Source organism: Arthrobacter sp. S39, assembly GCF_004320525.1.
Classification (GTDB): Bacteria; Actinomycetota; Actinomycetes; order Actinomycetales; family Micrococcaceae; genus Arthrobacter.
The window spans coordinates 125435-145933 of sequence record NZ_SIHX01000008.1 but is presented as its reverse complement, the minus strand read 5'-3'; the positions used below and the strand labels follow the sequence as shown (position 1 = coordinate 145933).

Genomic DNA, 20499 nt, shown 5'->3' with positions numbered 1-20499 from the left:
GGGACTGTCTCGCCGTCGGGCCGCCACCACCCACTGACAGGAGCATGATGGCCCGTCAGAACGAGGGCGGGAACGGCGGCAGCTCCTGGATAGCGCGGTGTCATGACGTACTGTTTCCCGCTGGTGCCCGGCCTTGATCAATCGCTGGACGGTTAGCGAGCACGGGAAGGCTCCCGGTGTAGCCTTCCCGTTCCTTGGCCGCAGCGGCTATTCCCTCACGCGCAGCAAACCACCCGCCGATCAACAGCGGAATCAGCACCAGCAGCGAGGCCAGGACCCAGCGGCCTGTATCGGAAAAGCCCATGGAGACGAGCACGAAGAGCAGGAACGCCAAGGTCAGGTAAGAGGTATACGGTGCCCCAAACAAACGGAAGGTTGGGCGCGTAATCAGGCCGGACCGCGAGAGCCTGTGCAGTTTCATCTGGCACAGGATGATGGTGGCCCAGCAGCCGATGATTCCGAGCGCTGAGATCTCCAGGACGATCTCGAAGGCTTGTGATGGTACGAGGGCGTTAAGTCCGATGCCAAGCAGGGCCACCACCGTGGTGAACAGGATGCCGCCGTACGGAACACCTTTGCTGTTCATCCGGCCCGAGAATCGTGGCGCGGATCCATTGACGGCCATGGATCGCAGGATTCGGCCGGTGGAGTAGAGGCCTGCGTTTAAGCTGGACAGGGCCGAGGTCAGCACCACGAAGTTCATGATGGATGCGGCCGTTGCACCCGCTTGCGGGTCGCCGAGGTGCGAGAAGAACGTGACAAACGGTGACTCACCGCCCTTGTAAGCAGTGAACGGCAAAAGCAGGGAAAGCAGCAAGATGGACCCGACGTAGAACACAGCGATCCGGAAGACGACACTGTTGATCGCCCTGGGCATGACTTTGGCTGGTTCCTTGGTTTCACCGGCGGCCGTGCCGATCAGCTCGATGCCGGCGTAGGCGAAGATGACCCCGCTGGCGGCCAGGAGCGGGGCGATGCCGCCGTTCGGGAAGAACCCGCCGTTGTCTGCGAACAGGACCAAACCTGTGGGGCCGACATCGGTGGCGGCACCGCTGAGGAGGAAGACGACGCCGACGACGAGGAAGGTGACCAGGGCTATGACTTTGACCAGCGCGAACCAGAACTCCATCTCGCCGAAGAGCTTCACCGAAACCAGGTTCAGGGACAGCACCACCACCAGGGCGATCAGGGCCAATAACCACTGGGGCGCTTCCTGCAACGGCGGCCAATAGGGTGCCCAGAATTTCAGGTACAGGGCAGCTGCAGTGACATCGACGATAGATGTCATGGCCCAGTTGAGAAAGTAGAGCCACCCGGCCGCGTAAGCCATCTTTTCGCCGTAGAACTCACGGGCGTAAGAGACAAAGGACCCGGAGGACGGTCGGTGAAGGACCAGTTCGCCCAGTGCCCGGAGGATCAGGAAGCCGAAGAAGCCGCAGACGCCATAAACCAGCACCAGAGCCGGCCCGCTGCCGTTCAGCCGGGCGCCAGCGCCCATAAACAGACCGGTACCAATGGCTCCGCCGATGGCAATCATTTGGATCTGTCGCGGCTTCAGTGACTTGTGATAGCCGTGTTCTTCGCTGGAGAAGTCCCGGACGGCTGAGGCAAAATCGCCGGTCCGCTCGCGTTCGTTTTCCAGTTCATCCGCGGGGTCGTGTGCGGGTATATGCATATTTTTCTCCATGGGAACGAACCGCACGTCGTCGTGCGGCTGACAATAGGCTGCCCGGAGCTCCGGGCTGGTGGCCTAAGGGCTAGATGCTGGCGTTGGCCGCGGGGTTCGGGCGGAACTGCAGGTCGCGGGGACTGATCCAGACCTCGTAGCCTTCCTTGCGGACGAAGGCCCGCCGGGGCTGGACCCCGTTGCTTCTTAGCCAGAGCGCGGATGAATCGGCCATGGCGTGATCGACGATCCCGGAGTGAACGGGTTCCCCGGGCTTGCGGATTTGTACGTGTCCGCCGATCAGGGCCGTCCAATCGTCGTACCGGATGAATTGGGGCGTGTCCCGTCGTTTCATGCCTGCTCGCTGCTGAGGAAGAACGCTGTGAGGCGGTCCCACATTTCGGTGGCGTTCGAGTACATGGGAAAGTGTCCGCTGCGCGGGACTTCGGCCAGTTCGATGCCCTTTTCGGCCAGCAGTGGCAGATAGCTCAGGGTGTTGTTCTGAACGCCGTACATGTACATGCGGGGAAACGGCAGGGCCAGGAATCGGTCCATGAGGCCGCCATGGTCGGACAAATCCACCATGGATTCGAAGATCGGCCGGACCGCTCCGGGGCGAACTTTGTGGGGAAGGCTCGCCGCGTAAAGGCTGCTGGAGTAGAACCGGGATTTCCACACGCGTTCCTGGAAGTCCTTGAAGAATCCCTCCGGGTCGGGATGTGAGTGGCTGATGATCTGTCGGCTCAGGAAACAGTCTTCCGGGGCCACGTTGCCCTCGATGTCCGAGAAACTCACAACGCGGGCTGGGTCTTGATCTGCGAGCAGCAGTGCCGTCAGCCCGCCCATGGAGTGACCTACCAGATGAAAGCGCTCGATGCCTTGGGAGGCAAGGACTTCTTTCGCGACGGCGACAAGAAAATGCACGGAGATAGCGTTCAGGTCCGAGCAGGAGGTTGCACCGCACCCGGGGGCGTCGTAGGCCAGGATCGGGCGGTCGGCTAGCTCTACCTGTTGGATGACGTCGGCATAGTCCTCTTTGGTGGAGCCGAAGCCGTGGAGGAAGACAATTGGGATGCCGGTACCCGCGCGGTACATGCCGGCAACTTCAACGCGGACTCCGTCGAGGTCTAGGGGAAGGGTGAAAGGCTCAAGCTTGGTTAGGCCAGGCAAGGAAATCTCCATTCAGGGTGTTGGCGGCTGAGAGCGCCGGGGCGGCCCAGGCGTGGTGGTTCTTGACGTGTCTTTGGTTGGTGCCCGCATGTGGTTGGTGGTATCGGCGACCGGCGTCGTCGGCAGCCAAACGGCGGCCCCTTAGCGCGAGGACGGCTTCGATGAGATCCAAGGACCCGTCGCCAAGACCGACCACCTGGGTCAACAGCTCGTTGCGGGACCAGGTGGTCAGCACTTCGACGGTCCGTATCCCGTGGCGGACCAAGGCGTTCTCGGCCCGTGACGGCAAACCGAGGCTGGATACGGCGGTGGTCAGCCCGGTGTTGCCTGTCACGGGAAGTCCCGGACAGCTGCAGCGAAGCGGCGAAGGCCTTCATCCAGGCTCGCTGCGTCGGTGGCAAACGAGAGCCTCACATGTCCTTCTCCGGAGGGCCCGAACTCGCTTCCCGAACGCACCAGGACACCGGCTTCGGCAAAACGGGCCACCATTTCGTCCGACCCCAACGTCGTCGTGATTCGGGGGAATGCGTAGAAGGCACCTTGGGGCGAGAGGATTTCGACGCCGGGAATTCCGTTGAGCGCCTTGATCACCATGTCGCGCCGCTCCTGGTAGGAAGCCGTCACGGTCTGGAGGTCCTCGTCCGGTATTTCCAAGGCTGTCAGGGCAGCATCCTGAACGAAGGTGTTCAACGGTCCGTTGATGGTGCGGTGGATCAGGTTGATCTTGTTCGCAATGGAAACAGGAGCCACGACGAAACCGAGCCGCCACCCGGTCATGGCATAAGTCTTGGACAGGGTGCTGCAGTAGACCACCTGGGCGGAAACCTCCGCCAAGTCCAAGGCTGAAACGAACGGAAGCTGGTCGAAGACAATGCTGCCGTACGCTTCGTCAGAGAGCAGCAGCAGGTCAGGGTGATCCGCCAGGATCTCTCCGACCCCAGCCAGGTCAGCGGCCGGATAAACGCGTCCGGTGGGGTTGCCTGGGTTGCACAGGATGATCATTCGGGCCGTCGCGGCTTCTTGGCGGAGGGTCTCTAGGTCAAGGGAACCGCCCGGAAGGGCTGGGATCCACACCACTTCTGCTCCGACCATGGCGGCGTGGTCGGCGTAGAGGGAGTAGGTCGGTTCCGGGATCAGTACCCGTTCCCCCGGTTGGACCAGGGCGAGCATGGCCGCGGCAAGCCCCGCACTGCCACCATGCGTGAGTACCACCTCGCTCGCTGTGGTGGAGCGGGGGTGCCCGGCAGAGATCTTCTGCGCGAGCACCTCCCGCAGTTCCGGTGCTCCGGTCATGGGCGAGTACCGGGTCCGTCCCTTAACTAGGGAACGGACGGCACTGTCGACAATCGCGGTGGGGGTGCCGGCGTCGGGCTCCCCCATGGCGAGTGAAATGGTGCCCGGGGCCGCCGCGCCCAAGGTGGCAGGGCGGCGGCTGGAAGCGGCGATCCGTTCAGGAGCACCAAACTGTGGAGAGGACGTGACTGTCATGGGTTCTTCCGTCTAGAGCGAGTAAATCTCAAGAGTGGTTTTGCCTTCGCGGATTTCACCGAGGAAGCGCTGCTCATCTGCGACGCGCTGGTCGGCCTTGTCCAAGACTGCATCGACGGCAACACAAGGAAGGACCACCACTCCATCGGAGTCCCCGACCACAAGGTCCCCGGTGCGCACGGTCAGGCCGCCCACGCGGACCGGGGAGGAGAAGTCCCCGGCGTAGTCCTTGGCGGTACCCACGACGGTGACGCTGCGGGCAAAGACCGGGAAGTCCATCTCCGCCATTTCGTCGACGTCGCGGACGCCGCCGTCGATGACCAGTCCAGCGATGCCGCGATGCTGGGCTGCGGCGGCGAGGATTTCGCCCCAGTGTCCGTGTTCGGCACCTTGCATGTCGACAACGAGGACGCTGCCGGCCGGTGCGTTCAGGACTGCGTGGTGCAGGGCGAGGTTGTCGCCGCCGACGCCGCGGACGGTGAACGCCGGTCCGGTGACCTTGGCTCCGGGCCAGGCAGGTTTGAGTCCGGGATCGCAGGCACAGGGCAGTTTGGAGGCTTCATAAAGGGTGGCGGAGGAGTGTCCGCGGGCTGCATTGGTCACTTGTTACCCCACTGAAGGTCGTGGTAGCCGAGGTCTTTGCGGGCCTGGACCAAGGTGGCACCGGCCTTGACTGAGGCGACAATCCGGGTTTCGGTTTCTTCAATCTTTTCGGCCAGGTCGGCGACCTCTTCAGCGCGGGCGCTGGGTACAGAGAGCGCCCCGTCCGCATCGGCACAGATGATGTCCGCCGGTGAGATGGTGACATCGTTGATGGTCACCTCGGTCTGTACGGCGACCAGCTGCACACGGTCCTTGCCGGTGCGCATGAACTTACCGCGGCTGAACAACGGGTAGTTCTGCTGCAGCGATGTGGAGATGTCCCGGCACACGCCGTTGATGACGGTCCCGGCGATGCCGCGTTCGGCGGCTACCTCGGTCATGATGCCGCCCCAGACGGTGACATCGGTGCGTCCTTCATTGTCGATGACAATGACTGATCCGGCCGGTACGTCATCCAGGAAGTCTCCGACGCTCCCGCGGGTTTCGCCTGCCGGTGCGTACTGGACGGTGAAAGCCGGTCCGGTGGCGCGGAAGTCATAGGTCAGCGGGGACAATCCGTGCAGGGTCCCGTGTAGGCCGAGGGCGTCCATGGCATCGGAGATGGAGGCTGTCGGCAGTGCTGACAGGCGTTCGGTGACGGACGTTTCTGTGGTGGTGTTCATCAGTGTTCCTCTGTGGTTCCTGCCAGGCGCGCGTCGCGCATGGCTTCGTGAAGTGCGACGCCGGCCCGCAGGTCGGCGGCGATGGCTTGCTCCCGTGCGACCACGCCTTGGGCGCGTTCGAGAACCTCGTCTATGTGGGAGGCGGGGACGACTACGACGCCGGTTTCGTCCGCGAGAACAAGGTCGCCGGGGGTGACGGTCACCTCGCCCAGTTGGACGGGTTCGCCGGTGGAGCGTTGCTGGAGTCGGCCGCGGGCGGTGGCCGGGATGCGGCCTTTGGCGAAGACGGGGAAGCCCATCTCCCTGGCCTCGTGAACGTCGCGTGATGCGCCGTCGGCGACGGCGCCGCGGACTCCGTTCAGGGCTGCGCCGAGGCTGAGGAGCCCTCCCCAGCAGGAGACGTCGGTGCGGCCGTCATTGGCGACGACGATGACGTTGGTGTCATTGGCTGCCGAGACGGCCGTTGCGCCGATGTGCGCACCGGAAGGGCCCGGAACGTAAGGCTCCAGCTGAACGGTGACAGCGAATCCGACGATCTTTGGGGTTCCCCAGACGGGCAGGAAACCTGCCTGTCCCGGGGGCAGGCCCAAGGCGTCGAGGGCATCGGACACAGCAGCTGAATCCAGCGTTGAGTAGTGCTCCAAGAGAGTTGTTTGGGAAGTCATGCTTCCAGTAGACCGCCTCAGATGGATATAGTGAAGGTCTGGTTGGATCTAGCTGAAAGAGGCTTTGCGACTCGATGATTGAAGTACGTCAAGCCCGGTACTTTGTTGCCGTAGCGGAGGAGCTGCATTTCGGGAGGGCTGCCGAAAGGCTGAACATGTCGCAGCCACCCCTCAGCCAAGCCATCCTGCAGCTGGAGCGGCAATTGGGCACCAGCCTCCTGACCAGGTCCAGCAGGTCCGTGTTGCTCACCGACGCCGGAACGCTGTTCCTCGAAGAATGCCGGCTGCTGGTGCAGGCCTCCCAACGGGCGCAGGATGTCGCTGCCAGGGCAATCTCCGGCATGGCCGGTACCTTGCGGATTGGGGCAGTGACCTCGGCTTTTAACAGTCTGCTGCCGGCGGTGCTGAACCGCTTCACCGGTGACTGGCCCGACGTGGAACTGGAGGTAGCGGAGATCGACACCCATCACGGGCCTGACAGATTGCTTCGCCGCGAGCTCGACGTAGCCATCATCCGCCAAGCCGGCGCCAACAAAGGCCTCACCTCGGTTCCGCTGCGCCGGGACCGATTCGTCGTCGCCCTGCCCGAAACGCATGCTGCTGCCGCATCCGAGACTCCGGTCGATCTTGCTGAGCTCCGGGATGATGCCTGGGTTTGGCTGCCGCGTGCCATCTCCCCCGACTATCATGACGAAATGGTCGCTGCCTGCCGGAAGGCAGGGTTCAGCCCCCAGGCGAAGCACTTCGCCAACTCGATCCATTCCCAGCTCGCCATGGTCGGTTGCGGGCTGGGAGTCACCCTGGCACCGAATTCATCCATTGGCCCGACAGGACAAGGTTTCGTTGTCCGCGATCTCGCCGAGCGGGTCGATCTGGTGGAACTGTCCTTGGTCATCCGCGACGGGGCCTCTGAGACCATCACTAGGCATTTCATCCAGTGCGCCCGGGACATTGCACAGAGCAGCTAAAGAGCAGAAGCAACGGCGCGGTGACAGGCTCCCCTGCCGCCGCGCCGTTGCTTGCAATGTTGTGAGGGTCTATTCGCCCATGACTCTGCCCAGGTCCGCGCCGGCTTTGACAGTGCTGCCTGCTGCGGCCAAGACTTCTGCAAGCCGACCCGAATGCGGGGCAGGAACCACACTTTCCATCTTCATCGCTTCGAGGACAACCAAAGGTGTCCCTTCCTGGACAACAGCATCGACGTCGACGAGCCACTTAACGACCTTCCCGGACATGGGCGACTGCACCAGCTCCGTGTCGGCACTGCCGGGCTGAGCATCTGGAGCGCCGGCGGAGTCATCGTCCAAGGAGGTTGCGCCGAGCAGTCGCGCCAGGTTTCCGGGGAAGCCAACCATGACCCTCTTCCCGTCAATCTCCAAGGGAACGGTCACGGCAGGCCGGGGTCCGGGATGTTCCGGATCGAAGGAAGGATCCGAGGCGATGCCGTGGTCAAATTCGGTCTCGATCCAGCGGGTGTGAATAGAGAACGTCTCGGTGAAGTCCGGGGCTTCGATCACGGCACGGTGGAATGGCAGCAGTGTCGGCAGGCCGGTGATCGTGAAGTTCTTTAGGGCCCTGCGTGCCCGGCGGATGGCTTGATCCCTGTCCGCACCGGTGACGATCAGTTTGGCCATCAGGGAGTCAAACTCTCCGGAGACCTCCGAGCCGGCAGTGATACCGGAATCCAGCCGGATGCCCGGACCAGTGGGCACAGTGATGGATTCCACGGTCCCGGGCGTTGGCAGGTAGCCCCGGCCTACGTCCTCGGCGTTGATCCGGAATTCAAAGGAGTGCCCGCGGGGTGCGGGGTCCTCGTCCAGGGAAAGGGGCAGTCCTTGGGCGATCCTGAATTGCTCCTGCACCAAGTCCACCCCGGAGGTTTCTTCCGTGATGGGGTGTTCCACTTGGAGTCTGGTGTTCACTTCGAGGAAGGCAATGGCCCCGGATTCGGCCACCAGGAACTCCACGGTTCCTGCACCGGTGTACTTTGCTTCCGCGCAGATCGCTTTGGCCGCTGCGTGGATGGTTTGACGCTGCTCATCGGTCAGGAACGGCGCCGGCGCTTCTTCGACAAGTTTTTGGTGGCGTCGCTGCAGGGAACAATCACGCGTTCCCACGACGATCACTTTGCCGAAGGTGTCGGCCAGTATTTGGGCTTCCACGTGCCGTGGACGGTCCAGGTACTGCTCGACGAAGCACTCCCCGCGCCCGAAGGCGGTGACAGCTTCCCGGACGGCGGAGTCGAATGCTTCCTCTACTGCGTCCAGGTCCCGGACTACTTTGAGCCCCCGTCCTCCACCACCGAACGCGGCTTTGATGGCGATGGGCAGCCCATGCTCTTCAGCGAAGGTACGCGCTTCGGCTGCGCTGGCTACCGGGCCAGGGCTGCCGGCGACGAGGGGTGCCCCGGCGAGAATGGCGATTTGGCGGGCCGTGACCTTGTTTCCCAGCACGCGGATCGCATCCGGGCTGGGGCCAATCCAGGTCAGCCCGGCGTCGATGACGGCTTGGGCGAAATCGGCGTTCTCGGAGAGGAACCCGTAGCCGGGGTGGACAGCATCAGCCCCTGAGCGTTTTGCGGCATGGAGTATTTTGTCCACGTCCAGGTAGCTTTCTGCCGGTGTGCGGCCGGAGAGACCATAGGCTTCGTCCATGGCCATGACGTGGGCGGCGTCCGCGTCACTGTCGGAGTAGACACCCACCGAGATCAGGCCGGCGTCGTTGCAGGCCGAAGCGATCCGCACGGCTATTTCTCCGCGGTTGGCGATCAGGATCTTACGCATCAGGAAGTACTTTCTGTCATCAGTGGTGAAGGTTTGAAGCGGACGCGGCCTCCGGCAGCTACTTGAGCTGCCTTATCCAAATCCTTGGGTGCGACGACGGCGATCACCGGGTAGCCGCCGGTGACAGGATGGTCGGAGAGGAACACCACGGGCTGACCTGTGGGTGGAACCTGGATCACCCCGCAAATGGTGCCTTCGCTGGGCAGTTCATCATGGCGGGTGCGTTCCAATGGGGTTCCGCTGAGCCGCATGCCGATCCGGTTGGAATCGTTGGTGACGGTCCAGTCCTGGTTGAACAGGGGCTGAAGAGCATCCGGGGCGAACCAGTCGGCACGGGGGCCGGGGCCCAGTTCAAGTTCAACCACGTCATCGGCGGGAAAATCCGGCTGCTGTTCCGCTTCGCCTACCGCAGTTCTTGGGGCGGGGCCGACAGGCAGGAACTGCCCGTCGGCCACTGGTTCCGGGCCCAGTCCTGCCATGGTGTCTGACGAGCGACTGCCCAGGACTTCTTCGGCTGCTATTCCGCCGCGGACGGCAAGGTAGCTTCGTACCCCCGTTGCCGGCGGCGAAAGCACAAGGGTCTCCCCGTCCATCAACGCCACCGGGTTGGCGATAACGGCCTCACGCGAACCGGTTGCTGAATTGATCTGCATTCTTGCCGGGGCTCCGGCAAGGGCCACAATCTGATCCCCGACAGCCTGAACAGTCAGGCCGCCGTCGACGATTTCCAAGGCCGCGGCGCCACTGGGGTTGCCGACGAGTCTGTTGGCCCGGCGCAATGAGCTTTGGTCCAGCGCCCCACAACGTGAGACCCCAATAGCGGCATGCCCAGGACGGCCGAGATCCTGGATCAACGTGAGCGGAAGGCTTCGGAGAACCTTGAGTCCCGGACCGTCTACGCGCCGATGAACCTGCGTAGCTTCAGTCACCTGCACCCTGTCACGGACAGCCTTGTAGCGGACGCTGGTCCCTGGACTGACCAAGGCTGCTTCTGCGCGTTCGCTGTCCCACATGGGGCAGCTGGTGTTTCCTATGATCCGCCAACCGCCCGGTGACCGGCGGGGGTAAACACCGGTATAGCTGCCTCCCAGTGCCACCGACCCTGCTTCCACGTTTGTTCGGGGGGTATCCCGGCGAGGGACGGTGAGGACATCGTTCTCCCCCACCATGTAGCCGAAGCCAGGGACGAAACCGGTGAATGCCACAGTCCAGAGCTGGCCGGTGTGGGCCGCCACCACAGCTTCGGCGCTGATGCCTGCCAGCTCGGCAACTGTCTGCAGGTCTTCTCCGTCATAGACGGTTTCGATCTCGACGAGCTTGTCGCTCGTGTGCCGATAGGGCGGAATGGGCAGATGCTGCAGCTCTTTCTTGATCCTCAGCATGGCGGTGGGGCTTTCGGCGGTGACCAGGACTGTTTCGGCTGCCGGGACTACCTCGCGTTGCCCGGGAAATGGGTTCCGGTTGAGCAGGTCTGTCAGCGCGAGCACGTCGTGGGGTGCCGCGAGCTCGGCCAGCACACCGCGCTCTCCAACAGCCCTCACTGAACGCACCCGGGATTCGATGTGGATGTCGGGCTGGGTTTCAGGCGCTGACGTCATGGATGAGCCTTAGGTCTTCTTCGGGCTTGGGGTCGCGGCCAAGGGAGACACCGACGATGGTGATCACTGCGCATACGGCCAGGTAGACAGCAATCAGGTACCAGGTTCCGGTGGCTGCGTAGAGGCCGGTGAAGATCAGGGGCGCGATGGCGCCGCCAAGAACCCCGGCGAGTGTGTAGGCCAAAGAGCTGCCTGCGTAGCGGAGGCGGGCAGGGAACTGCTCGGTGATGAAGGCTGCCTGCGGACCGTACATCAGGCCGTTGAAGACCAAGCCGCCGACGACACCGAGGGTGAGGGTCACGACTGAGCGGTCCTGGATCATGATGAAGAACAGCGGAATGTAGATGGCGCTGCCTGCTGCGGCGATGCCATACAGGAGCCGGCGATTGAAGCGGTCGGTGAGGGCGCCCGCCGTCGGGATGATGAAAATCTGTACACCTGAGCCGACGAGGATGGCTGTGAGGACGTTGCCGGTGCTCATGCCCAGTTCTTTGGTGGCGTACACCGCGACATAGACGGTGAACATGGAGTAGATGACATCCGGGCTGATGCGGGACAGGGCTGCTGCGATGAGGGCACGGGGTTCGTTGCGGAAGACTTCACGCAGTGGCGCTTCGGAGCGTTCGTTGTTTTCCACCAAGGCTTTGAACACAGGTGTTTCTTCGAGCTTGAGGCGGATGACCAGGCCAAAGACCACCAGGAGTGCGGAGGCCAGGAAGGCCACGCGCCAGCCCCAGGAAAGGAAAGCTTCGTTGCTGAGGGAGGCGGCAAGGATGGCGAGGACGCCGTTGGCCATGAGATTGCCTGCGGGTGGGCCGATTTGGGCAGCGGAGGACCAGAAGCCTCGCTTGTTCGGGTCGCCGAATTCGCTGGAGAGCAACACCGCCCCGCCCCATTCGCCGCCGACGCCGATTCCCTGCGCCAGTCGGAGGAGAACGAGGATCGCCGGGGCGGCCGGGCCGATCGCGTTGTAATCAGGCAGCACGCCGATGAGGATGGTGGCCGCACCGATCAGCAGGAGTGTGACAACGAGGACGTGTTTTCGGCCCAGCCGGTCACCGAGGCGTCCGAAGATGACGCCGCCGAGGGGTCGTGCAAGGTAGCCGACGGCGAATGTGGAGAAGGAGAGTAAGAGGCCGACGAATTCGTCATTGCCGGGGAAGAAGATCTTGGGAAATACCAGTGCGGATGCGACGGAGTAGATGGCGAAGTCATAGTATTCCAGCGATGTTCCGCTGAGGCTGGCGATGTAGGCCTTGATGGCACTCCTTTTGCGGAGCTTGGCCTGCTGTGGGGAGGTTGCTGTGGACATGGTCTTCTCGTGTTCGTGTAGGGCTGGTGGGGTTGGCAGGTTTTTCTCGGTGGTCATGGCACGAAGCTCCTGACAGCGATTCCCTGGTATTCGAGGGCTTCCCTGACAGCTGATGCAATCTGGACTGCTCCTGCTGTGTCTCCGTGGACGCAGATGCTTTCGGCGCGGACATCGATGTGGGAGCCGTCGATGGTCTCGATCTTTCCTTCCCGTACCAGGCGGACCACGCGTTTGGTGATGATCTCCGGATCGTGAAGGACTGCGCCCTCCAGGCTGCGCGGCGCCAAAGCCCCGTCACGGGTATAGGCACGATCGGCAAAGGCCTCGGGCACTCCCCGCAGCCCTCCTTTCTCTGCACGGATCAGGACCTCGGATCCTGCGAGGGCAAGGATCGGCAGCGAGGGGTCCACAGACCGTACGGCATCGACGACGGCTTGGGCCTGTGCTGGATGGTGGACTATCGCGTTGCCTAGAGCGCCGTGGGGTTTGACGTACTTGACCGTAGTGCCGGCGATGGCTGCCATGGCTTGGAGGGCACCGATCTGGTAGGCGACGTCGTCGGCCAGTTCGTTCGGTGCGATGTCCATGAACCTGCGGCCGAAGCCGGCAAGGTCACGGTAGCCGGGGTGCGCCCCCACAGTGACGCCGCGACGGACGGCAAGTTCGCAGGTAGCCCGCATGACCGATGGGTCTCCGGCATGAAAGCCACACGCGACATTAGCGCTGGAGACAGAGCGGAACACTGCGTCGTCGTCGCCCAGGCTCCATCGCCCGAACGATTCGCCGACGTCACTGTTCAAGTCGATTTGATTCATTGTGATCCTCATCTCAGGAAAAGGTGATGGACCCATCATTGCTTAAGTTTGAGAATCGTTCAACGATTCTCTTAGTGAAAGTTCGTGAGAGAGTGTAGATTCGTTTCTATGGACACTGCTGGGGAACTCTTGGATGACACCCACTACGAACTGGGCCCCGCCGCGAGGCTGCGGGTAGCGGTTCCCGCTGTCGCGTCGCGGGTCGCGGCGGAGCTTCGTCGCCAACTCATCACAGGCAAGTGGGTACCGGGCATGCGCCTCAACGAACCCACCATCGCCGAAGAGCTTGGCGTTTCGCGCAATACCCTTCGGGAAGCCTTCGCCGAACTTAGCGCCGAACGCCTTGTTATCCGCCTCCCCAACCGCGGGGTTTTCGTTGCTGCCCCAGGAGCCGATGACCTCCGGGATTTCTACACCGTCCGCCGCGCCATCGAGGTCACCGCAGTCCGGAATGGCGGCTCTGCCGAACGCATCGCGGCTATCCAAGAAGCGGTGGCCCACGGTAAGACTGCGGCGAAAGCCCGCGATAAGGAACGACTGGCCGATGCAAACCTCGGGTTCCACCGCGCCATAGTCGAAATGGCCGAAAGTCAGCGACTCAACACCCTCATGAACCAGGTCCTCGCGGAAATGCGACTGTTCTTCTTCAAAGAGCCCGTGAACGTGGAGTTTTACTCACGGTACGTCGAGGACAACGCGAAGATCGCCAAGGCTTTGGCTGACGGGCGCTTCGAAGAGGCCGCTACCCTCTTGGCGGCCTACCTGGATCGCTCCGAGCAGCACCTCTTTGAGATTTACGACGCTTCCTAGCGGGCCCAAAACCGATTCGGAGTGTGGCGGACGCCGTTCGCAGCCGTCAGTCAGCAAAGTGGTCCTACAGCGGCAACGCCACTTAGCCCCGGTTCGAACCCCGTCCTTCATTAATGGCGTTCATCGCAGAGATGTGTTGGGCAAGGTAGTTGAGCCCTACATCCATTTTTGTCTGCCAACTCATAGTTGCGGCCCCGAGATCTCCGGCGTCTATTGCTTCAAAAAACTCCGTGTTTTGGTCAAGAATAATCTGGGGTGAAAATGCATAACGGGCTCCCATGACCGCAAAGTGCATGAATGCCTGCTTGGTGAGCGTCTCCAGGATTGCCGGTATTCGGTTCAAACCTGATGCTTCGAACAGTGCGATTTGGAAGTCCATATCGACGTAGTGAGCACGCGTCAAATCGTTGCGGCGGGCACAATCCCCCAGCTCATCAAGGTGGTGTTTCACCCGGGATCGGGCGCCGGGGCTCCATCGGCTTGCTGCTCGACCACGATTGCTCCCAACGCGCGCCGGGCCATATAGGTCTCCGACACATCATCGAGGGAGGGAATTCGCACAACCACGGAATCGGATCGGGCGGCGGTGACTAAACCATCTTCCGTGAGAGCGCGGACGGCAGTTCGAATGTCCCTTACAGGGGCACCAAGCAAGCGATTTAGAGTAGAGAGAGAAATTTCGCTTTCTCCGGAAAAGAGCCCGTCCACCAGCCCTTGGCGGATTGCTGAAAGTATATCTTCAGCCAATATGTTTTCAGCCCCCTGTGCCTCTTGGGCAATTGAACCCATGGTGGTGGGCACATCGCGGTCAACCGTCCAGGAGAAGGGGCTTCGCCCGCTGTGGTACCAGCGGCGTATGCGCCATTCCACGTCGATCAACGTCTCCCCGTTTGGCACTTCGGGCAGGAGGTCCAATGCGCCTACGAGTTTCTGCCATGCCCAGGAATCGGCAAAGTGAGCCGCCGTGCGTAGGCCGGCAGGAACCGCAAAGCCGCCACTGACCACAACTGTGGCTTCTTGAGTGATGCTGCGCCCGCTGGACTCCAGAGATGACCATAGGTCGAGGCGATCGTCTGTTCGGTTCGGTTCCCGCACAACGCTTCGAAGCAGGTCAGCCGCCAGCACCGTCCGGAGCCGCCTTTTGCTGTTGGTGGTCAAGCTGGCCGGGTAACGCAGACGCGACGCGCGGGAGGGAACCAGCACGAGGCATGACCCTTCCGGCCCAACGGCGAATCCGACCAAAACCATTTGCCGATCCGCAAGTATTTCTCTTAGCGACCCGACTTCCTGGGCGGGCGCAGCAAGCTCCTTCCACGTCCGCGCCACGAACGACTGGCTCAGGCCGACGGCGTCCGCAACCTGGCGGCTGGAACTCTTGGTTGCCTGCATCCAGATCGGTGCCGTCAGAACGGCGCGCTTGAGCTCTATGCGATCATCTCCACTGCCCATGAGGCCAGTTTAGGGACGCGGCGCCATGACTCACAGACTCATTTCATGATGGTTTCCCTTCGGAGGTATTCCCATCTTTCCGGCCGCTGCCAATCATGGAGACCAATGATCCGGCACTCCGAACACACGGACCGCCACCCTAAATTCCAAGGAGAGCAAAATGTACGATGTCGCCATCATTGGCGGAGGTCCGGCCGGTCTGGCCGCGGCATACAACCTTGAGCGCGCAGGCCAGAAGGTGGTCTTACTGGAAGAAACCGGACGACTTGGCGGGCGTGCGAAAACAGTGGACATCCACGGGGAGCCGGTGAACATGGGGGCGATGTTCGTGTACGCCGGCACCGCCTCACACGAGTTGGCAGTCGAACTGGGCGTGGCGTTGGAGCCGTTCGAACCAACAACTTTCGGGATCCACGTCAACGGGGAAACCGTAGTCTCCACCGACAATGATGACTTGGTTGAACGGCTTCCTCTCACAGAAGTGTCACGCAACGAGCTCCGGGCCTTCATCGACCGGGCAACTTCGGAATACTACGCAAATACGGTAGATGGCCAGCTTCGCCCGTCCACGCCGGGATTTGGTGAAGAATCTGCCCAGTCGCGAATCTGCGACCTGCCTCAAGACGTCCAGGAAATACTTACCGCGGCCATTCGCGGTGGCTCGGTAGCTCATCCTTCCCAGCTCAGCGCAACCTATGCCTTAAGGTACTTCGCCAGTTACCTGGTCAAGGAAAAGAAGAACCGCGTAGTCTCCCTGAGGGGTATGGAAGCAATCCCTGCTGCGCTGGCCAGCGCACTGCAGTCCACCGAAATCCGCTTGCACCACCGCGTAGAGACCATTCGCCAGGATGCTGAAGGCCTGTGGAACATAAAAGCCTCTGCCGAGCCGCACCGAAGTGCCCCAGTCAACCAAGACGCCGGGGCTGCGACTGAAACATGGAACGCAACCTCGAGGCACATCATCATGGCCGTCCCCGCTCCCCGGATCGCCGGCATGGTGCAGTTGCCGGAATGGAAGAGCAAAGCACTGGAGGCAGTACAGACTCCCGGTTCAACCGAGCTCGGAGTGGTTGTCGACATCAGCACGCCGGAACTGTCCGGTATCGACGACTGGTCCTTCATCGTCACCGCCGGCCGCCTGTTCGATGTAGTGATCAATCCGAGGCCTGGACGCAAGGACGGCACCGCCCAGTTTGTCTGCTATGGCAATTCAGCCGGGTACATCGAGGATGCCAATGATTCGGCCTCGGGCGTGCTGGAACAGTGGTTGGAAGAGTTTCTGAAGGTGGCACCCCAACTTGGGGGACGGATCCTTGGGGCAAGCATCCAGTCCTGGCGCCACTGCTTTTCTTTGCTGACACCGACGCGTGCCGCAGCACTTCCCCAGCTTCAAGCGCCCGTCGACGGCACCCTTCACTTTGCCGGTGACTACTCTTCCGAGACTGCCGGCACCCATGGAGCGTACTCCGAGGCTAAACGAGTTACCCAAGACATCCTGCGGTCTGTTCCGACCGCAACGTACTGACAGAACGCTTCAAAGAACCTATTGCATTAATCATTCAATGATGTATTCTTTAGATGTGATTGAGGCCACAGCCTAGTGCGGCTCACATCACACCACCCCCCAAAGTGAGCGCGGCTGGGAAGCCACCCATGCGTCAGCTATTTGAAGGAATCGAAAATGGGCTTAAGTTTTGGTACCAAAGCTCCCCCAACCGCCCTCTCCGGCGAGGTTGAGGTCTCCGGGCTTGGCAAGAAATACGGCGTCATCGAGGTGCTGAAGGACGTCAACCTCTCCATGGCCGAGGGCGAGGTAGTGTCCGTCATCGGACCTTCCGGGGCTGGAAAGAGCACCTTCCTGCGATGCTTGAACTACCTCGAAAAGCCCAGCTCGGGGACGATCGCGATCGGCGGAGCCCGTGTTGTTGCTGGCGAAAAACTGCCAGACAAGACCAGCCTTGATCACCTGCGTCGAGTCACCGGAATGGTCTTCCAGAGCTTCAACCTGTTCCCCCACCTCACCGTGATGGAGAACATCACTCTTCCGCAACGGAAGGTGCTGGGCTCAAGCAGGGAACAAGCCGAAGAAGTTGCCAATCAACTCCTCAGGCGGGTCGGGCTCCCAGAAAAGGCCAAGGCCTACCCTGCCCGGCTCTCTGGAGGGCAACAGCAACGCATTGCCATCGCACGTGCACTCGCACTATCGCCGAAAGTTATGCTCTTCGACGAACCTACCTCCGCCCTGGACCCCGAGATCGGCCTTGAAGTACTCGCGGTCATGCGCGACCTCGCCGACGAAGGCATGACGATGCTGGTGGTCACCCACGAGATGCACTTCGCCAGGGATGTGTCGGACCGCATCATGGTGATGGGCAACGGCGGCGTCCTTGAGATCGGCCCCAGCCAGCAGGTGATGTCGGAACCGCAGAATGAGCGAACCCGGCAGTTCCTCAAGGCCGTACTGGACAGGTGACCCGGCCATGATCATGGAACTTCTAACTTCGATCGCCCGGGGCGTCGGACTCACCCTTTATGTCACCGGCGCTTCTTTGCTGATCGGCGGGATCATCGGCCTGGTCCTCGTAGGCGCCGCACGTTCCCCCATCGGCATCATCCGTGGTGCAGCAACTCTGTACATCAACATCGTCCGGGTCATCCCGCCGATCACTTGGCTCTTCCTGATCTACTTCGGCTTGCCCCAGTATGCCCTGCGTCTCTCCACTCTTCAGGCGGCCATCGTAGGCTTCTCCATCATCGCTTCGGCCTTCATGGCCGAGATCTACCGCTCGGGGCTGCTCAGCATCCCCGATGGTCAGCGCGAAGCCGCCCACGCCCTCGGACTGGGCAGCATCACCACCGTGGGACACATCATCACCCCCCAAGCGTTCCGGGTAGCCCTGCCAGCCATCGCGACCTACGGTATTGGCCTCCTCAAGGACTCGGCCCTGGCTTCAACCATCGGTGTCCGCGAGATCACCTACTACGCACAACAAAGCGCGAAACAAACGCATGAAGGCCTGCTCTCGTTCGTCGTCGCCGGAGCGCTCTACATCATCATCAGCCTGGTTGTCGCCCTCGTGGCACGCCGCGTCGACCTCAAACTGCGCAGAAAGATCGGAGTGGTCTGATGGACTTGCTCACGCAATGGCTCGGCTGGATGCCGAACCTCGCACCAGGCCTGGTCATCAGTCTCCAACTGACCGGACTCGCACTGCTCATTGGCTTCCCCTTCGGCCTGCTACTGGCCGTGATGGCCGAAGCAAAATTCCTCCCCTTCCAGTGGATCTCCTTTGGCTTCGTGGAAATCGGACGCGGGCTGCCTGCACTGGTGCTCCTGTACCTGTTGTACTTCAGCCTCCCTGATGCCGGCATCACCCTGACATCCCTGACGACGGCCATCATCGCCCTCAGCTGGAACACCGGCGCCTACGCCTCGGAATACTTCCGGGCCGGACTTGCCGCCGTCCCGCTGGGACAAAAGGAAGCAGCCATCACCTCCGGACTCACCGGCTGGACAGGGTTCCGCATCGTCATCCTCCCCCAGGCGCTCAGAATCTCCACACCACCTTTGGCCGGACTCGCCGTCCTGGTCTTCCAAGGCAGCGCATTGGCCTTCGTCATTGCCGTTCCCGAACTGATGTCAAAAGCATTCGAAATTGGCTCCATTACTTTCGAATACCTCAGTGTCTACACACTCACCGCGGTGATCTACGGATCCCTGACCCTGGTCTTCCTGGGCCTGGTCCGGCTACTGGAACTGCGTCTGGGACGCCACCTGCTACGCAACTGATTCGTTCCGTTCACACCCTTGGGGACCCTCCCCGACAACCCCAGCAAAGAAAGAGAAACCAATGTCACGAATTCCCCGTCCCCTCGTGCGCGTGCTTTCCGCCGGCACCGTCGCCGGCATGCTCGCCATGTCCCTCGCCGCCTGCGGCGGCAGCGAAGCAGCCAGTAGCTCCGACTGCACACCAGCCCACGCAGACCTCAAGACCATCACCGAAGGTGAGCTCACGGTCGCCAGCTATGACTACGCACCGGCCACCATCCTCAGCGGGGAGAACGTCACCGGCATGGAGGGAGACCTCATCGCCGAGATCGCAAAACTCGAATGCCTCAAAGTCACCGTCAGCACCTCCGGCGGCGCCGGAGCAGTCATTCCGTCGGTGCAATCCAAGCGCGTCGACATCGGCTCGGGAAACTGGCTGCGCACCAAGGAACGGACCAAGATCGTCTACATGAGTACACCGCTGTGGAGCGATCCGCAGGCCATCGTCTCCAAGACAGGCCTCACGAGCGACAACCTTGAAGGCAAAATGATCGGCTCCGTCGCAGGCAACCTCTGGAACGACAGCATGTCCAAGTGGCTCGGAGACAAGTTCAAGATCTACCAGGACGACGAGTCCATCTACTCAGACCTTAAAGCGGGCCGTATCGATGCCCTGGTGGCATCTTCAGCATCAGCAAAATACCGTTTCAAGGACGCCCCTATCGAGGGAGCCACCGTGGTGGATGTGAAGCCCAACGCAAACGTCCCGCAGTTCGCCGCTGTTGGACAGGTCATGATGCCTTCAGCGCTGGACAACGACGCCCTCGGTAAGGCACTGGACGAAGACATCAAAAAACTTCGCGAAAACGGCACCATCAAGAAGATCCTCGAGAAGTACGGGATCGACCCCTCCGTTGGCGAGCCGGGCGAACCCAGCGAACTGTAACTACATCGCACTGGACCAGGGCGGCGTCGGGTATCTACCCGGCGTCGCCCTTCTCGTCGTCCCGGGGAGAGACCAGCGGCCCCAATCCCCCGAACCCTATGTTGGAAGTCCAGAGCCCGCGGCGCGTGGCAGCATTCAGCCGAACCCACTGGGCACAAGCGGGAAGATGATCGTCGCCGTAGGCTCCCCGCCAGTCCCGAGGCATAGAAAATTCGACCACGGTCAAGACGACGGGTCGAAGGAGTGGCCCTTAGATCCAGCTAACCGGCTGGAACCTCAGCGCTCAGAATCAATCAGCAGGCACTGAAAGGCCGCCGTGGGGCTCAAGAATCTCTCTTGCCCGCGGCACCGGATTCAGAGGAACATCGATGATCGGCAAAGGTCCGGGAGGCTCAGAGGCGCCCGGCATATGAGAAGCAGGACACTGACAGGAATGCGCCAAGGATCGCTGCCGCTCCCACCCAGCCGGCTGCTTCGAACAGCAATTCCATTGTTACCACTTGAGGGACGCCGACTAATTCGAATCTGAGCTGGCTACTTCGTAGTGGAAACCGGTGCGTTCTTCGAGAGCCCAGGCTTCGTAAAACTCCGCTTTTTCGAACAGCTTCCGCCCCTGGGTCGGTGTTTGGAGCCAGAGAATGGATCCGTCCTCCGTCACTGCGTCGACGTATCCCCGGCACACCGAAAGTCCCTGTTGCCGTACTTCGACGCTGGTTCCTGTGAGCAGAGTCCAGTCCCTGATGTGCCGTTGATCCATGGTTGG

The 20499-nt window shown here is 61.7% G+C and carries 22 protein-coding genes; 7 read left to right on the top strand and 15 right to left on the bottom strand.

The genetic code is table 11. The annotated features are described in order from the left end of the window. Nucleotides 1–100: 100 nt before the first annotated feature. From EYS21_RS16625 to EYS21_RS16590, 8 genes are all read right to left on the bottom strand, one after another. Nucleotides 101–1675 carry an amino acid permease gene (locus EYS21_RS16625; RefSeq protein WP_131134349.1) on the bottom strand — a complete coding sequence of 525 codons (1575 nt, stop codon included), beginning with the start codon at nucleotides 1673–1675 and terminating at the stop codon, nucleotides 101–103. 82 nt (nucleotides 1676–1757) lie between these two features. Next, nucleotides 1758–2021: a hypothetical protein gene (locus EYS21_RS16620; RefSeq protein ID WP_131134348.1), complete on the bottom strand. Its 264-nt coding sequence runs from the start codon at nucleotides 2019–2021 to the stop codon at nucleotides 1758–1760. Next, entirely contained in the window at nucleotides 2018–2836 is an 819-nt protein-coding gene (locus EYS21_RS16615) for an alpha/beta hydrolase (protein WP_242633457.1), read from the bottom strand. Before EYS21_RS16615 ends, EYS21_RS16620 begins: the two co-directional genes overlap by 4 nt. Beyond that, nucleotides 2814–3170, bottom strand: coding sequence for a DNA-directed RNA polymerase subunit alpha C-terminal domain-containing protein (locus EYS21_RS16610; protein ID WP_131134346.1), 357 nt, complete (start codon nucleotides 3168–3170; stop codon nucleotides 2814–2816). The genes EYS21_RS16615 and EYS21_RS16610 overlap by 23 nt, the downstream gene beginning before the upstream one ends. Further along, entirely contained in the window at nucleotides 3167–4324 is a 1158-nt protein-coding gene (locus tag EYS21_RS16605; RefSeq protein WP_131134345.1) for a pyridoxal phosphate-dependent aminotransferase, read from the bottom strand. Before EYS21_RS16605 ends, EYS21_RS16610 begins: the two co-directional genes overlap by 4 nt. Nucleotides 4325–4336: 12 nt before the next feature. Beyond that, nucleotides 4337–4927, bottom strand: coding sequence for an RraA family protein (locus EYS21_RS16600; protein WP_131134344.1), 591 nt, complete (start codon nucleotides 4925–4927; stop codon nucleotides 4337–4339). Continuing rightward, entirely contained in the window at nucleotides 4924–5589 is a 666-nt protein-coding gene (locus EYS21_RS16595; RefSeq protein ID WP_131134343.1) for an RraA family protein, read from the bottom strand. Before EYS21_RS16595 ends, EYS21_RS16600 begins: the two co-directional genes overlap by 4 nt. After that, complete coding sequence (locus tag EYS21_RS16590; protein WP_131134342.1) at nucleotides 5589–6254, bottom strand: RraA family protein; 666 nt, start codon at nucleotides 6252–6254, stop codon at nucleotides 5589–5591. The genes EYS21_RS16595 and EYS21_RS16590 overlap by 1 nt, the downstream gene beginning before the upstream one ends. A gap of 74 nt (nucleotides 6255–6328) precedes the next feature. Between EYS21_RS16590 and EYS21_RS16585 the strand changes: the two genes are divergently transcribed. Then, nucleotides 6329–7222: a LysR substrate-binding domain-containing protein gene (locus EYS21_RS16585; protein ID WP_131134341.1), complete on the top strand. Its 894-nt coding sequence runs from the start codon at nucleotides 6329–6331 to the stop codon at nucleotides 7220–7222. A gap of 69 nt (nucleotides 7223–7291) precedes the next feature. Here the strand turns inward: EYS21_RS16585 and EYS21_RS16580 are convergent, their stop codons facing one another. Genes EYS21_RS16580 through EYS21_RS16565 form a run of 4 tightly spaced genes read right to left on the bottom strand, consistent with a single transcriptional unit; the run spans nucleotide 7292 to nucleotide 12762 of the window. Further along, entirely contained in the window at nucleotides 7292–9037 is a 1746-nt protein-coding gene (locus tag EYS21_RS16580) for a biotin carboxylase N-terminal domain-containing protein (RefSeq protein WP_131134340.1), read from the bottom strand. Beyond that, nucleotides 9037–10635 carry a 5-oxoprolinase/urea amidolyase family protein gene (locus tag EYS21_RS16575; protein ID WP_131134339.1) on the bottom strand — a complete coding sequence of 533 codons (1599 nt, stop codon included), beginning with the start codon at nucleotides 10633–10635 and terminating at the stop codon, nucleotides 9037–9039. The genes EYS21_RS16580 and EYS21_RS16575 overlap by 1 nt, the downstream gene beginning before the upstream one ends. Then, the gene (locus EYS21_RS16570) at nucleotides 10619–11947 is read right to left on the bottom strand and encodes an MFS transporter (protein WP_131134421.1); all 1329 of its coding nucleotides are present in this window, start codon (nucleotides 11945–11947) and stop codon (nucleotides 10619–10621) included. Before EYS21_RS16570 ends, EYS21_RS16575 begins: the two co-directional genes overlap by 17 nt. 53 nt (nucleotides 11948–12000) lie before the next feature. Further along, nucleotides 12001–12762: a 5-oxoprolinase subunit PxpA gene (locus tag EYS21_RS16565; RefSeq protein WP_131134338.1), complete on the bottom strand. Its 762-nt coding sequence runs from the start codon at nucleotides 12760–12762 to the stop codon at nucleotides 12001–12003. A 108-nt stretch (nucleotides 12763–12870) separates the two neighbouring features. Between EYS21_RS16565 and EYS21_RS16560 the strand changes: the two genes are divergently transcribed. After that, the gene (locus EYS21_RS16560) at nucleotides 12871–13572 is read left to right on the top strand and encodes a GntR family transcriptional regulator (protein ID WP_131134337.1); all 702 of its coding nucleotides are present in this window, start codon (nucleotides 12871–12873) and stop codon (nucleotides 13570–13572) included. Between the two features lie 82 nt (nucleotides 13573–13654). Here the strand turns inward: EYS21_RS16560 and EYS21_RS16555 are convergent, their stop codons facing one another. Continuing rightward, nucleotides 13655–14023, bottom strand: a complete 369-nt coding sequence (locus tag EYS21_RS16555; RefSeq protein WP_131134336.1) for an FCD domain-containing protein — start codon at nucleotides 14021–14023, stop codon at nucleotides 13655–13657. Next, on the bottom strand, nucleotides 14020–15021 hold the full coding sequence (locus tag EYS21_RS16550; RefSeq protein WP_131134335.1) for a hypothetical protein: 1002 nt from the start codon (nucleotides 15019–15021) through the stop codon (nucleotides 14020–14022). The genes EYS21_RS16555 and EYS21_RS16550 overlap by 4 nt, the downstream gene beginning before the upstream one ends. A 160-nt stretch (nucleotides 15022–15181) precedes the next feature. Here EYS21_RS16550 and EYS21_RS16545 point away from each other — a divergent pair, with 160 nt between their 5' ends. The 5 genes from EYS21_RS16545 to EYS21_RS16525 all read left to right on the top strand — a co-directional run bounded on the left by EYS21_RS16545 (nucleotide 15182) and on the right by EYS21_RS16525 (nucleotide 19736). Further along, nucleotides 15182–16546 (top strand): FAD-dependent oxidoreductase, encoded by a 1365-nt coding sequence (locus EYS21_RS16545; RefSeq protein ID WP_131134334.1) that lies wholly within the window; start codon nucleotides 15182–15184, stop codon nucleotides 16544–16546. A 156-nt stretch (nucleotides 16547–16702) separates the two neighbouring features. After that, on the top strand, nucleotides 16703–17494 hold the full coding sequence (locus tag EYS21_RS16540) for an amino acid ABC transporter ATP-binding protein (RefSeq protein ID WP_131134333.1): 792 nt from the start codon (nucleotides 16703–16705) through the stop codon (nucleotides 17492–17494). 13 nt (nucleotides 17495–17507) lie between these two features. Next, nucleotides 17508–18149: an amino acid ABC transporter permease gene (locus tag EYS21_RS16535; protein ID WP_165478335.1), complete on the top strand. Its 642-nt coding sequence runs from the start codon at nucleotides 17508–17510 to the stop codon at nucleotides 18147–18149. Then, entirely contained in the window at nucleotides 18149–18811 is a 663-nt protein-coding gene (locus EYS21_RS16530; RefSeq protein ID WP_131134331.1) for an amino acid ABC transporter permease, read from the top strand. The genes EYS21_RS16535 and EYS21_RS16530 overlap by 1 nt, the downstream gene beginning before the upstream one ends. Before the next feature lie 61 nt (nucleotides 18812–18872). Then, entirely contained in the window at nucleotides 18873–19736 is an 864-nt protein-coding gene (locus EYS21_RS16525; RefSeq protein ID WP_131134330.1) for an ABC transporter substrate-binding protein, read from the top strand. Nucleotides 19737–20250: 514 nt separating this feature from the next. On the opposite strand, the gene EYS21_RS16520 is transcribed toward EYS21_RS16525, so the two are convergent. Next, nucleotides 20251–20493, bottom strand: a complete 243-nt coding sequence (locus EYS21_RS16520) for a hypothetical protein (protein WP_131134329.1) — start codon at nucleotides 20491–20493, stop codon at nucleotides 20251–20253. Nucleotides 20494–20499 lie beyond the last annotated feature (6 nt).